Consider the following 14,244-nt stretch of genomic DNA (forward strand, 5'->3'; position numbering starts at 1 on the left):
AGAGAATAAAAAAACAAATCGATAAATTCGGTCTGACTAATGAGGATTTAGGCCTCGAAATCAGCTCAAATTGAGGGATTTTGTTTACGTTAGTCAGAATTGTATAAGAGCAATAGCGGGTGAAGTGGTAAAATCAAGGTCTGTACATTTAATAAACATTGGCGGTGGCGGACAGGTAATCGCCTTGAAATCCGCTACTGCTCTTATACTTGACCGTTAGCTCACTTAAGTAATATGAAGCACATATTTTTGGTACTCTCATTTTTGATAATTGTAGCATGTTCTTCAAAGTCAGAAGATAGGGATGAACAGATTTTAGATCAAACAGTAGAAGACCTTGGGATAATTGAGGAGGAAGAAGATATCCAAGAGATACTTAAAGGAGAGAGGATTGATGGGCCAGCTAATTTGAGTGATAAAGAAAATGGAAAGTTAATCCTTTCTCTTGAAGATAATGTTTTGATAGAAACTAGCCCAAGTCAAGGTGATTGGTTAAAAATTGGATTTTTTGTTCAAATTGCCCCAGATGAAAGCTCAATGATTAAATTATTTCCAGAAGATCAACTGAAAGCACCTGATGGATCTTACATTGGAAGAGTAAAAGATACGCTTGAAGTTTGGAGAATTCATGAAAACGTAGGCCTGATTGAAGGCTATACTCACATTGGCAACATTAAGGAAAATTCGATCCCTGAAACTGCTTTAGAAAATGCTCTCAAAAGAAGTGATTTCACTAAATCGTCATTGGATAATTACATGGAATCCTTTGAATTTATTGAGTATAAATTGAATCAAGAATTAAATTATAGGCAATTATTCATCTATGAAAGTTATGTAGTAGACCCGTCACCAAGAGATAGAATTACATTATTCTTTGATGATTTCGATATGCTAATGGGGATTTTTCATTCTAGAGAGCTCCAATTACCAGAATATGAAACATTCGAACTTATCCGAGGACATTCATTCACATGTATTGCAGATCTGGATAAATCCGAAACACAAAGAATAATCCAGGAACGCATTAAATTTTACAATTCAATTGATTAAAATAGAAATGTCTTTTGAAGGTAAATCTAATTGACAACTTTTTTTTGAATGTTGTTAACTTTAAAAAATGATAGCAAACTGACGAGGTGAATGATAAAATGATCGCTGATTTAAAAAAATCGTATCTTTAAGAAAGATTAAAAAAATGGAAACTATTAGGATCGATATTTTGAACCCAAAGGCTAAAGCCCTTTTAAAAGACTTGGCAAATTTGGATTTGATAAGAATTAGGAAGGAAAGTTCTGAGAATGACTTTTCTGAGTTATTAAAAAAATTTAGAGATAAGTCAACTCAAGCTCCTAGTTTGGAGGAAATCACTAAAGAAGTTGAGGCAGTTCGCAAAGCTCGCTATGAAAAATAAAAGGGTTATTTTAGATACTAACCTTTGGATAAGTTTTTTGATTTCCAAAAGACAAAAAGAATTAGATATTCTTCTTGAATCTGGAGCAGTAACATTGATTTTTTCTAATGAATTAATAGAGGAGTTTTTAGAGGTTTCAGAAAGACCCAAATTCAAAAAGTTTTTTAAAAAATCGGAAATTAAAGCGCTTCTAAATCTAATTGAAAATTATAGTGAATTGATCACGGTGGAATCAAGACTAACTGAATGTAGGGATTCTAAAGATAACTTCCTATTAAGCCTTTCTATTGATGGTAAAGCAGATTTCTTAGTAACAGGAGACTCTGATTTATTGGTTTTGGGGAAGATAAAAGATACTAAGATTGTTACATGGCAAGAATTCACCTCTGAACAGTAAAAAAATCATAGCTTGACTCACTTTAGCCAGCACACAATAACTTCACATTGGATACAGCTCATAGTTCCGAAAAAGTAAGAAAATCAGTATTCCTTTTAGAACAATTGCCGCAATAAGTTATGTAAAGCAAGATGTGGTGGAATCTGTTAAGACAGAACTTTTCGGTTTTGGCTGTTACCACATAGGATCTTTTTTGCATTGGGCATCGGATCCCTTGCCAATTAAGTGGATGTTTTGTTATCAAGCTGGTCATCTGGGCAGTAGTAAAGTACAGATAACTTCGGGATGTAAGCGGTCTATTCCCTAAATATGGTTCATAGAAATAAGTTGGAGGTTTGGAAACCCTCCTAAGGCGGGCAGTCAAAAACGAAAAAAATATTAATTTTAGAGAGATTCCCGCAATTCGGCGGGACAGGTGTAATATAGTTGAACTAAAACCTAGCAGAGGCTTTTTCATAACCTGTTCAGCAAAGCGAGAGTTTGACGTTGTGTTTAAATTTGAAAAAATGAAGAGACTAGTAATCATATCGACATTAATCGTTTTGACTTCTTGTGGTCAATCTAATAAAACTGACAATACAAAACAGGCTGACAAGCAAACAGAGACAACTACTGAAATCGAGACTGCCAAGACAGGCCATAAAACTGAGAAAGTGAACTGCACCGGCCTTGACTTCAATTCAGCAGAACAACAAGCAGACTCGATATTGGTATTTATGGAAAAAGCTAAAGATTCGAATTCAGCGAATCGAATTATGTGGGAACAAAAGTTTTTTTGTTCCTTTCCGGACTCATTCAAAGGAATGCAAGCTGTTTTTGGTTATGACGATGAAAATGGAGCAGCACCTTTATATGATTTTCCAAAAGGAGAAAATGTGATTCAGTATTTCAGCAAGTTGGAATCCATTCCCGACTCAACTTACTATGACAAATACGTTAGAATAAACATTGAGGGAATTTGGGAAGCCGACAATATTCGAGAAGCTTTTGATTTTGCAAACAGACTTATACAAGACACCAAAAATGCTTGTAAAGTACTTTCAACATTCTCTGACAAAGAGATTAAAAGTGTCTTCCGCTTCATCTTTGACGGGCCACACCCAAAGAACGAATACAACGAAAAACTGTACAAAAACCTTAAATCTGAAATTGACAGTCATAACGAACGATTAAGTCTACTATTGACCGAATCCTATGAAAAATTAATGGCTGAAGATGACGGACATGGACATTGAAGGAAAGAAAAAAACTTGGTACTGTAGAGAGATATCACTTAGGGTGGAAATAGTGGTAAATTCATTTAAGTGTGGTGCAAGCCGCAAGAAAGAGATTCGAAAACCGCCATAATTCATGTGCACAAACCGTAAAAACATAACTATGAAAAGAATTAAATTCGACAACCTACAGTTTAATTGGTTTTTTATTTCAACAATTATAGTTTCCTTGTTGTGTGTACTTTTCGGTTTTTTTGAAGTAATCGAATTTGAAAACACTAAAATTAATAGAAGAATTAGTACACTAGGATATTTGTTGATGACCATTTATTTTTCAAGAATGTTTTGGTTCAAGAATTATGTCCAATGGAATAAAAAGGGAGTTGTAATCCGAATAAAACAATTTTGGGGAAAATCACTTTCATTTAAAGACATTAAAAGTTCGAAATTGGAAGGCCATATGCTGACAATTTATAAGTATGATGGAATTACTTATGATTTTGACTTGAGAGATATTGATGTAAATGATTCAAAAAGACTTAATGATATAATTAATAAATATCGTCGCTGAAATCAACTTGTAAAAGGGAGGGCAGTGCTAAAGTGAAGCATTTGTGTAAGTTGACAGATTTGTGCTTCTTTACCTGTCCAATAAATAACCAAACTCAAATATGTCCACTTGGACTTCCTATCTCAAACAATTTCAGCATTATCTCAAACTCGAAAGGTCATTGAGCAAAAACTCCATTTTGGCCTATCAGCAGGATATGGGCAAGTTGATCCGCTATATGGAAAGCAATTTCCCAACGGTCGACCCGCTAAAAGTGCAGCTAGAGCATCTTCGCTATTTTGTCAATGGATTGGCTGAGCTTGAAATTTCCGAATACACCCAAGCAAGAATCATCTCCGGAATCAAGGCATTTTATAAATTTTTGATGTATGAAGATTTGATTCACGAAGATCCAGCTCAATTGCTCGAAGCGCCAAAGCTTGGGAGAAAATTGCCAGATACATTGAGCTATCATGAAATCAGTCAGATTTTGGATGGCATAGAGCTGGGACTTCCAGAAGGACATAGAAATAGAGCTATGTTGGAGATTTTGTATTGCAGTGGTTTACGAGTTTCCGAATTGACAGATCTCAAAATTGGGAATGTGTATGCCGATATTGGTTTTTTGAGGGTGATTGGAAAAGGAAACAAAGAGCGGCTGGTTCCTGTAGGCAGGGATGCTTTGAAGTACTTGAAAATTTATTTGGAGCAGTTTCGTGTTCACCTTTCCATCGCCAAAGGACATGAAGAATTTGTGTTTCTGAATCGAAGAGGGAAGAAATTGACCCGGGTGATGATTTTCTTGATTATCAAAAAACAAGTGGAGGCTATAGGTTTGAAGAAAAATGTAAGTCCGCACACTTTTCGTCACAGCTTTGCAACGCATCTGATAGAAGGCGGCGCCGATCTAAGGGCTGTGCAAGAAATGCTGGGACATGAAAGCATCACCACCACAGAAATCTATACCCACCTTGACCGTGATTATTTGAGGCAAGTGCTGAGTGAATTTCATCCAAGAAAATAGACTATGCTGAGCCTCAATCACCAATTCGTATATTATGCAAATCTGACTTTTTCAGCTTTCACTAATGTCAAGTCAATTGTTTAGCTTTCTGGTAAATTTTTCTTCCGTCAAGGTGGAGAGGGGTAGAGTTTAGAGAGATAAGTAGCTAATTGTTAAACGTTTGAGAGTTTAAAGTCTAATGCTTGTCTCGAAGAGCCCATAGCGTTAATCGTTAAGCATCCAAAACCCTCTTTGCGTACTCTGGCGTCCATTGCGGCAAAACATTTCTTGGCGGCTTTGCTTATATGATTGTTTTCTCGCAAAGGAAGCGTAAAGACGCTAAGAAAATTGACTTTGCGTCTCTGCGTGACACCTAAACTTCCATACGTGATTCACACTAGACTAAAACTCAAATTTCACCCCAATGCTTGGTTGGATCATTTGGAAAGCAGTGTTACGTGGGGTTAAAGTGACATTCCCTTGATCATTGTAGCTGGCATCATTTTTTGTCAGGATATTCATGCTTCCGGCTTGGACATAATTCACTTTCAGTTCGATAAAGGTGTCACTTCCTCTCCCGATTGGAATCATCAGTCCTCCTCCAAGCTGATAGATTGTAGCCCAATCATAAACTTCAGTCCCTGAAGAAATTGGCTCCGAAAGTCTGTTTTCCCTTACCCGGGATCGAGTGTAGGTATGGATCCCACCAAATTGACCTTCTACAAAAGGCCTTACCAAAAAGTCTGTCTCAGGCATCACCCTCAATACCCCGGTAAGGAAAACTGCATTGTTGTTTCTTCTGATTCGAAAACTTTGTTCGGTTCCATTGATGATGTTGTTGTTTCTCGTCATGTCTGTTCCATATCGGCTATAGCCAAATTCGCCACCGACATAGATAGGCAATTTTTGTAGCTGATAAAGTCCGTTGATACTTATTGAAGGAAAAATAATATTGCCAACTTCAGTGTTAAAATCACCAGTAGGTATTCCGGCATTGAATTGGATTCCAGCTAAGCCTTCCTGGGAAAATGCATTGATTGATGTAGTGAATAAAAGTATGATTCCGCAGAGTAAATTCTTCATGCTGATGGTGTTTAGAGATGGGAAGTTTTACTTTTTTACGGTAAATAATAAGAGAAGGTTAGTTCGTTAGCTATTAATACCTCACTCTGGGGGGGATGGCTTCGCCTTTAGGCGAAGACTTTAGTGTTTTTTTCTTTGTGAACTTGGTGTTTTTACTTTATGATTCTTGTGGTAAAAATTATAACCACAAAGATCACCAAGTTTTTCACAAAGAACTCGAAGTCTCGGATGCACTTTAGTCGCCTTTAGGCGAAACCAAACCTATCGGTCTTCAGCCGATAGTAGTTTAGTTTACATGCCCTTTCTTACCAGTAGCCAAACAAAATGATAAATTTTAAATCAATTGATGCACTGGTAACTTATCGACTAATAACTAAGTAACGAGATTATCCGCTAGATCGAGTTTGTAATTTACCTTCTAGTGTCATTGCGGATGATCTATTAATTTAAATGGAATTTGTCAATTGCTTCGCAAAAGATTTTTAAAAACTGTAATTTAGCGGCAGCAATAATCTTCAAGCAGTGTATAGATCCCTCATAAAACCGATTCTCTTTCAGAAAAGTCCTGAATCAGCCCACCATTTCACCTTTTCTTTGATCAAAAGGACTTTCAATCTGCCAATTGTCAAGCAGTTTGTGAAAGCACAGTTTTCATGGAACAGTCCAAATTTGGAAAGGGAGGTATTTGGTTTGAAATTCAAAAACCCAATAGGCTTGGCCGCTGGCTTTGATAAGGATGCCAAGTTGATTGATGAGATGGCGATGTTGGGATTTGGATTTATAGAAATCGGGACCTTGACACCAAAGCCGCAGGAAGGAAATCCACAACCGAGATTGTTTAGACTTCCTGAAGATGAGGCCTTGATCAATAGAATGGGGTTCAACAATGGCGGTGTAAAAGAGGCTGTAGAGCGCTTGAAGAAAAGAAAATCTGATGTGATCATTGGTGGGAATATTGGAAAAAATAAACTGACACCAAATGAGAATGCTGTTGATGATTATTTGATCTGTCTGGAAGCTTTGCATCCTTATGTGGACTATTTTGTGGTAAATGTGAGCTCTCCAAACACACCAAATTTAAGGGATTTACAGGAGAAGGAACCACTGACAAAATTGCTTTTGGCTGTCAAGGGTGCCAATGATAAAAAGGATTTCCCCAAACCAATATTATTGAAAATAGCACCTGACCTGACTGACGGACAATTGGATGATATCGTAGAGATCGTCCAACAGACCAAGATCGATGGTGTCATCGCAACGAACACGACCATAGATAGAAGCAAGCTGACGACGGACAGGGATGAGGTAGAGGCAATCGGTGCCGGTGGGGTAAGTGGCAGAGTTTTGGCTGCAAGGAGTACGGAAGTTATCAGATATCTGTCCCAAAAATCCAATAAGTCCTTTCCAATCATCGGTGTTGGGGGGATTTTCACGGCAGAAGATGCCATAGAAAAGCTGGATGCGGGAGCTAGTTTGGTACAGATTTATTCAGGAATGATCTATGAAGGTCCCAGCATGGTCAAGGAGATCAAAAAAGGTCTTTCGTCACATTTCCGGGAACAATAAGATAGAATTCTGTATATTTCGATTTAATCATTTTCATCAATAGATTGACAAGTTCAAAATATGGCGTCATCGAGCCCCAAAACAAATACTTTTAGAAAAAAAAATGAATCAAGGGAAAAAGCCGGAGGGAAGCCTTCCAGAAAATTCTCTTTTGATTTCATGAAAGATAAGAAGATTCCCATTACGATCGGTATCGTGATGATAGTCTTTGGGTTTGTGATGTTTTTTGCATTCACCAGCTACCTGTTTACTGGGGAAGCGGATCAGAGTGCATTGACTGAATTGGATGCAGGAGTTCGTGAGAATGCTGCACAGACAAAAAATTGGCAAGGGTATTTTGGGGCGTATCTGGCAGAGCTATTCATCAAAAGGTGGTTTGGTATCGCAGCATTTTTGCTACCGCCCTTTCTGATCTTGCTGGGTGTAAGATTGACTTTCAAATACAGTATTATTTCCCTGACCAGATACAGTATTTTTGCTTTGTTTTTCACCTTTTGGATTGGTTTGCTGACGGGGTATATTGTTCAGCTTACCGAGGGCTATTCAGCATTGAACAATCTCAGTGGAGGTTTTGGATATGAATTGGGCAAGCTTGGGAATGACTTTTTAGGCTGGGGAACCATTGCCCTGGTTGCCGGCGCTTTGTTGATTTTCGTGGTTTTCTTTTTCAATATTGACCAATTGAATTGGTTCTCAACTTCGACTTCCAGTGAAGAAGGAAATGATGCTGTCAAGGCTGAACTGGAAGATGATTCTGATCTTGAAACATATTTGGACGAAAAAGATGAAGTAAACCTGGAAGAGGAGGATATCAATGATAAATTCAAAGCCATGTATGGTTCACAAGAACTGGTAGTGGAGGGAAAAGAAGTCGATGATGAGATTGAAGATGATGGGAGTTCTTGGACGATCAACAAAGACTTGAAGGAAGAGAAGAAGCCGGCACCGGAACTTGAATTCAATATTCAGGGTGCCGAAGATCTGCCTGACGAGTCTGATTTGGAATTGCAAGAGACTTTAGAGAAGAAATTTTCAGTGTCTCCGGTAGGCGAAGAGAAGACAGCAGAAGAAGTATCCAATTTGGATCCGTATGACCCTACTTTGGATTTGCCAAATTATCAATATCCTACCCTGGATCTTCTGAATGAGTACGATGTCAAAAAAGTGACGGTAACCAGACAGGAGCTTGAAGAAAACAAAAATAAGATTGTAGAGACCTTGGTGAATTTCAAAATAGGGATTCAAGAAATCAAGGCAACGATTGGTCCTACTGTTACTTTGTATGAGATTGTGCCTGATCCAGGGGTGAAGATTTCGAAGATCAAGAATCTGGAAGATGATATAGCGTTGAGTTTGGCTGCATTGGGAATCAGGATTATTGCACCTATTCCCGGGAAAGGCACAATTGGTATAGAAGTTCCCAATAAAAACAGGGAGTTGGTACCGGCAAGAGCGGTCTTGGGCACAGAAAAGTTTATGCATAGCGACAAAGATCTTCCTGTTGCACTTGGCAAAACTATTTCCAATGAGGTGTTTGTGATGGATTTGGCAAAAATGCCGCATTTACTGATGGCGGGAGCTACCGGACAGGGTAAGTCAGTAGGGTTGAATATGATCTTGGCTTCCTTGGTTTACAAGAAGCACCCATCACAGCTTAAGTTTGTGCTGGTGGATCCGAAAAAAGTGGAATTGACACTTTTCAACAAAATAGAGAGACATTTTTTGGCGAAGCTTCCAGGTGCAGAAGAGGCTATCATTACCGATACCAAGAAAGTTATATACACGCTGAATTCACTTTGTATCGAAATGGACAATCGCTACGATTTGCTCAAAGATGCAGGCTGTAGAAACCTGAAAGAGTACAACGCAAAGTTCGTTGCCAGAAAACTCAATCCAGAGAAAGGGCATAAGTTTATGCCATACATAGTGTTGGTAATCGATGAATTGGCTGATTTGATGATGACAGCAGGGAAAGAAATCGAAGCACCGATTGCCCGTCTGGCACAATTGGCAAGAGCGATTGGGATTCATTTGGTAGTAGCCACACAGCGGCCTTCGGTAAATGTAATCACAGGTATCATCAAAGCGAATTTCCCAGCAAGACTTTCATTTAGGGTAACTTCCAAAATAGATAGTAGGACGATATTGGATGCAGGAGGTGCAGACCAGCTCATCGGTATGGGGGATATGTTGCTTTCTTCGGGTTCAGAAATGACCCGATTGCAGTGTGCGTTTTTGGATACACCGGAAGTAGATGCTATATGTGATTGGATAGGGGAGCAAAAAGGCTATCCGGATGCCTACTTACTTCCTGAATTTGTCGGAGAAGACGGTGACGGCAGCAATTTGGATGTGGATTTGGCGGATAGGGATCCTCTTTTTGATGATGCAGCCAGACTTATTGTTATGCATCAGCAGGGGAGTACTTCTTTGATTCAGAGAAAATTAAAACTTGGATATAACAGGGCAGGAAGAATTATCGATCAACTTGAGGCTGCAGGAGTAGTTGGGGCTTTTGAAGGAAGCAAAGCCAGGGAAGTTCTCATTCAGGATGAGGCAAGTTTGGAACGGTTGTTGAGTAGCTTATAAAACCTAACCACCAGGTTTCAATAAGAGATTAGAATAAAACCATGTTAAAAAAAATCACATTGATTATACTGTTGATTTCCGGGATTTCTTGGGATTCTTCAGCACAGAAAGATTCAAATGCAAAAGCGATATTGGATGCAGTAAGTGAGAAGTACCTCACGTTGGATGGGCTAAAAGCCACTTTTGAATATTCATTTGGAATGGAAGGAGAAGCTTCCCCCCAAAGCCAAACCGGAGAGATTGCCATCAAGGGAGACAAATACCATCTTGTTTTGCCAGATCAGGGCCAAGAGATATTTAACAATGGAAAGACCATTTGGACTTTTATCAATTCGGGGAATTACAAGGAAGTTACGATAAACTCAGCCGGTGAGATGGAAGATGAATTGAAACCATCTTCTGTGTACACGATTTATAAAAAGGGATACAATTATAAATTGCTTGGAGAGAAAACAATCAATGGCGTATTGGTCCAAGAAGTTGAACTGACTGCGGAGAAAGCTGGACAGCCATTTAAAAAAGTGAAGCTTTTGGTGGATAAAAACAAAAAAGACTTGGTGGGTTGGGAGATCTTGGATGACCAGGGCGGTAAGTTGAAATACCAATTTAAATCTGTGGATACCAAGGTGAAGCTTTCCGATGAGTACTTTGTCTTTGATCCCAAGAAGCATGGAAAGGTAGAGATTATAGATTTGCGCTAAGGAATACACTTGGCGCTTTTTTATTTTTTATGTTTAAAAATCCCTATTTTTGCCCAAACCCGGCAAATGCATGAACAAGGCAGAATTATTCGAACAAATCAAGCGTAAATCATCTTTTTTATGCGTAGGATTAGATACCGATCTTTCCAAAATCCCCAGCGACTTATTGAAACTGGAGGATCCTGTTTTTGAATTCAATAAGCAAATCATAGACGCTACTGCTGAATATGCTGTAGCCTACAAACCCAACATTGCTTTCTATGAAGCATTGGGTCCCAAAGGATGGGAGAGTCTTCAAAAGACCCTTGATTACATTCCAAAAGACATATTTACCATAGCCGATGCCAAGAGAGGGGATATAGGAAATACCTCAGGATTGTATGCAAAGGCATTTTTCGAAAGTATGGATTTTGATTCCGTGACTGTAGCACCTTATATGGGGGTGGATAGTGTCCAGCCATTCTTGGAGTTCCAGGACAAGTGGGTAATCCTTTTGGCATTGACTTCAAATGCTGGAAGCTCTGATTTTCAGCTTATAGAATCAAAATCCGGCAAGCCATTATTTCATGAGGTTTTGGAAAAAAGCCAACTTTGGGGAAATACGGACAACATGATGTATGTCGTTGGTGCGACCAGGGGAGAATTGATTGCTGAAGTCAGGAAGCTAGTGCCGGACCATTTCTTTCTTGTACCTGGAGTAGGAGCGCAGGGAGGAAGCTTGGAAGAGGTAGCCCAATATGGAATGAATGACACATGTGGCCTCTTGGTCAACTCTTCAAGAGGGATCATTTACGCAAGTCAAAAGATGGATTTTGCATCTGCGGCAAAAAGAGAGGCTGAAAAATTGCAATTGGAGATGGCTTCTTTGCTGGAGCAATATTGCAGATAGGGGGATGTAAGAGCAATCCAGAAACCAAAAGAACAATAATGAAATACATATTATTTTTAATCGTTTTTCTAACAACAATAATTTCAACTTTTGGACAACAAAAAAATATTGAGAAACAAATTGACAGTTTAATTTCAATAAAAAATGCAAAGCCCTTTAATGGAATAATTCTTATTTCTCAAAAAGGGAAAATTAAATATTTGAAATTAGATGGCTATTCGGACATTGACAAAGAGAAGGTCTTAAAACTAAATGATCAATTTGTGATCGGCTCAATCAGTAAACAATTTACAGCTGTTTTAGTACTTGGGGAATTTGACAAGGGAAATATAGATTTGTTTAAACCAATTCACAAATACCTCCCTGAACTGACACAAAGTTGGACTGATACTGTAACAGTGCATCATCTGTTAACACATATGCACGGTATTTCCCAATTGGACAAACCAACAGCTTTTAAAGTTGGAAGCCAATATTCCTATTCACAAATTGGTTACGACTTGTTAGCGAAAATAGTTGAAAGAACTTCAGGAAAATCTTTTGCAGAACTTTCTGAGGGCTTATTTAAAGAATGTGGCATGGAAAACACTTTTCATCCTGATGACAAAAATTATAAGGATTTAGTGAAAGGCTATACGGAAAATGAAAACGGAAAAATAGAATTGGAAACAGAAACATTCCAAAACTATGTAGCCGCAGGCTCTTTTATTTCAACTGTAAGCGATTTAAACAAATGGAACAGTTTGTTTTACAATGGAAAACTTTTGAAAAAAAAGACAATGAAGCTATTAAAAACTAAACAAAAAGGAGCAATTCGTAACCACCCAATATTTGGTGTTACTGAGTACGGATACGGAATAACAGTTGACACAAAGGAAAATATTGTACAGTATGGACAAACAGGATTTGCTCCAGGTTTTGTTTCAATGAATTTTTATTTTCCAAGAACAAAAACAACTGTAGTTGTATTAGAAAATATCGCATACGATACAGACGATTTGAAAAAGACATTCTACTATCATACAGAAATTTTGAAAATTGTAAGAAACGGAGTAAAAAACTATAATTGACAGGCGTTTGGCAAAAGTTGATTCAGTACTTAATGCCTCACTCTGGGGGAAGATCCCTCGCCTTTGGGCGAAACCAAACCTATCGGTCTTTAGCCGATAGTAGTTTAGTTGAAACTTTGTACTTCGTACCAAGAGCTCTGGAGGAAAGTTTAGTGTTTCGAAATCTGCTTCTTCGTCAAGCACCAAAATGATAAGGGAGGTTGAAAAGGACTGTGAAAAAAAACGAATAATCTTTTACGACGATAGCCTTGGTTCCAAAGGGTCAAATTGAGTAATCATGAAAATCAGCATCTTTAAAAAGTAATGGGGTCAAATGGTAGGTATCGCTCCAAATGCCCAATATCTCCAAGCTGAATCATATTCATTTTTTTATTTTTGGATAAATAAGCTTATTTTTAACCACCTAAGTTGGTGGGAGTTATTGTTTTATATAAAATTTTTAAGAATGGATTTTCAGGAAAACTTTCTGCAGACGGTATGGAAATACCAGTATTTTGAAAAAAACGGGTTGATGACAACAGATGGTAGTACGCTTTCTGTATTGAAAATAGGCTTTCATAATTTTCATGAAGGACCTGATTTTTTGGAAGCGCAGATCCAGTTGGGCAATGTGAAGTGTTTTGGGCATGTGGAGGTACACCGCAAATCTTCGGATTGGAAAAACCACGATCATGATGTCGACCCAAGATACAATAGCGTAATACTCCATGTCGTATGGGAAGATGACAAACCAATACTCAGAAATGATGGCACAAGTATTCCGACTTTGGTCTTGAAAGGGAAGATTTTGCTGGATGTAGTCCGCAATTATGAGCGATTGGTACATGGCAAGGGGGCTTTGATTTGTTCATCAGGTTTGGAAAGCATTCCTGATATCATTCGTTTTTCCACCTTGGAAAAATCCTTGGTAGAGCGATTGGAAAGTAAGTCTAAGGTGGTTTTTGATTTGCTCAAAGACACCAATACTGATTGGGAAGAGACATGCTTTCGCTGGCTGATGTTTGCTTTTGGATTCAAAACGAATAGTGGAGCCATGCTGCGGCTCTCTGAAATAGTGCCGTTTAAGATATTGAAAAAGCACAGTGGAAATAGTATAGTTATCCAGGCATTGTTGTTGGGACAGGCGGGTTTGCTTCCCGATACGATCCAAGATGATTATGGGCTGGTCTTGAAAAGAGAGCATGATTTTTTCCAAAGGAAATACACTTTAGACAAACCGATGCTCTATACCGAATGGAAATTCATGGGTGTCAGACCCGGGAATTTCCCAACACTCAGACTCGTGCAACTGGCAGAAATAATTGCCAAAAACCCCAATTTGTTGTCCACGGTTTTAAATGATTCCGAGAGCTTTTCCAGTTTCAAAAAGGTCTTTGATATTCAGGTGCCAGACTATTGGCAGCATCATTACCAAATCGACAAGATGTCTGGAAAAAGACTCTCAAGGTCTTTGAGTACACAGACTGTAAGTCTTTTAATGATTAATTTCGTTGTCCCATTGTGGTTTGCCTATGGGAAGTATATTCAGGATAGCAGTTGGCAGGAGAAGTGTTTTGATCTTTTGCAGGAAATCAGTGCAGAAGAAAATTTCATCATCAGAAAATTCAGGGACTGCAACTGGAAGGCAAACAATGCTTTTGATTCCCAGGGAATGATTGGTCAGTTTCACAACTATTGCAACCTGAAAAAGTGTTTGGATTGTAAAGTTGGGCAAAACCTCTTGAAACCTATTAGGAAATGAATTTTGTTAAAAACAGCAATAAGCCGTACT

13 protein-coding genes are annotated in these 14,244 nt (G+C 38.4%); 12 read left to right on the forward strand and 1 reads right to left on the reverse strand.

The genetic code is table 11. The features are described 5' to 3' along the window. Positions 1 to 234: 234 nt before the first annotated feature. The 6 genes from ACFSKL_RS00005 (at position 235) to xerD (ending at position 4,596) form a co-directional block, all read left to right on the forward strand. A complete protein-coding gene (locus ACFSKL_RS00005; RefSeq protein WP_376882087.1) occupies positions 235 to 1,050 on the forward strand; it encodes a hypothetical protein in 816 nt (271 codons plus the stop codon). Positions 1,051 to 1,195: 145 nt separating this feature from the next. Continuing rightward, positions 1,196 to 1,411: a hypothetical protein gene (locus ACFSKL_RS00010; RefSeq protein ID WP_376882090.1), complete on the forward strand. Its 216-nt coding sequence runs from the start codon at positions 1,196 to 1,198 to the stop codon at positions 1,409 to 1,411. Further along, positions 1,401 to 1,808: a putative toxin-antitoxin system toxin component, PIN family gene (locus tag ACFSKL_RS00015; protein ID WP_376882093.1), complete on the forward strand. Its 408-nt coding sequence runs from the start codon at positions 1,401 to 1,403 to the stop codon at positions 1,806 to 1,808. Before ACFSKL_RS00010 ends, ACFSKL_RS00015 begins: the two co-directional genes overlap by 11 nt. A 506-nt stretch (positions 1,809 to 2,314) precedes the next feature. Beyond that, positions 2,315 to 3,043, forward strand: a complete 729-nt coding sequence (locus tag ACFSKL_RS00020) for a hypothetical protein (RefSeq protein WP_376882096.1) — start codon at positions 2,315 to 2,317, stop codon at positions 3,041 to 3,043. Positions 3,044 to 3,185: 142 nt separating this feature from the next. Next, complete coding sequence (locus ACFSKL_RS00025; RefSeq protein WP_376882098.1) at positions 3,186 to 3,593, forward strand: hypothetical protein; 408 nt, start codon at positions 3,186 to 3,188, stop codon at positions 3,591 to 3,593. 100 nt (positions 3,594 to 3,693) lie between these two features. After that, a complete protein-coding gene (gene xerD, locus ACFSKL_RS00030) occupies positions 3,694 to 4,596 on the forward strand; it encodes a site-specific tyrosine recombinase XerD (RefSeq protein WP_376882100.1) in 903 nt (300 codons plus the stop codon). A gap of 381 nt (positions 4,597 to 4,977) precedes the next feature. Here the strand turns inward: xerD and ACFSKL_RS00035 are convergent, their stop codons facing one another. Further along, positions 4,978 to 5,658 carry a hypothetical protein gene (locus ACFSKL_RS00035; RefSeq protein ID WP_376882102.1) on the reverse strand — a complete coding sequence of 227 codons (681 nt, stop codon included), beginning with the start codon at positions 5,656 to 5,658 and terminating at the stop codon, positions 4,978 to 4,980. 522 nt (positions 5,659 to 6,180) lie between these two features. Between ACFSKL_RS00035 and ACFSKL_RS00040 the strand changes: the two genes are divergently transcribed. From ACFSKL_RS00040 to ACFSKL_RS00065, 6 genes are all read left to right on the forward strand, one after another. Continuing rightward, positions 6,181 to 7,224: a quinone-dependent dihydroorotate dehydrogenase gene (locus tag ACFSKL_RS00040; RefSeq protein WP_376882105.1), complete on the forward strand. Its 1,044-nt coding sequence runs from the start codon at positions 6,181 to 6,183 to the stop codon at positions 7,222 to 7,224. A 60-nt stretch (positions 7,225 to 7,284) separates the two neighbouring features. Next, the gene (locus tag ACFSKL_RS00045) at positions 7,285 to 9,813 is read left to right on the forward strand and encodes an FtsK/SpoIIIE family DNA translocase (protein WP_376882107.1); all 2,529 of its coding nucleotides are present in this window, start codon (positions 7,285 to 7,287) and stop codon (positions 9,811 to 9,813) included. A gap of 41 nt (positions 9,814 to 9,854) precedes the next feature. Continuing rightward, the gene (lolA1, locus tag ACFSKL_RS00050) at positions 9,855 to 10,514 is read left to right on the forward strand and encodes an outer membrane lipoprotein periplasmic chaperone LolA1 (protein ID WP_376882109.1); all 660 of its coding nucleotides are present in this window, start codon (positions 9,855 to 9,857) and stop codon (positions 10,512 to 10,514) included. Positions 10,515 to 10,584: 70 nt separating this feature from the next. Next, entirely contained in the window at positions 10,585 to 11,403 is an 819-nt protein-coding gene (pyrF, locus tag ACFSKL_RS00055; RefSeq protein ID WP_376882112.1) for an orotidine-5'-phosphate decarboxylase, read from the forward strand. Between the two features lie 38 nt (positions 11,404 to 11,441). Then, positions 11,442 to 12,473 carry a serine hydrolase domain-containing protein gene (locus tag ACFSKL_RS00060; protein WP_376882114.1) on the forward strand — a complete coding sequence of 344 codons (1,032 nt, stop codon included), beginning with the start codon at positions 11,442 to 11,444 and terminating at the stop codon, positions 12,471 to 12,473. Positions 12,474 to 12,918: 445 nt separating this feature from the next. Further along, positions 12,919 to 14,214 (forward strand): DUF2851 family protein, encoded by a 1,296-nt coding sequence (locus tag ACFSKL_RS00065; RefSeq protein WP_376882117.1) that lies wholly within the window; start codon positions 12,919 to 12,921, stop codon positions 14,212 to 14,214. Positions 14,215 to 14,244: the final 30 nt, after the last annotated feature.

Source organism: Belliella marina (assembly GCF_042682445.1).
GTDB lineage: Bacteria > Bacteroidota > Bacteroidia > Cytophagales > Cyclobacteriaceae > Belliella > Belliella marina.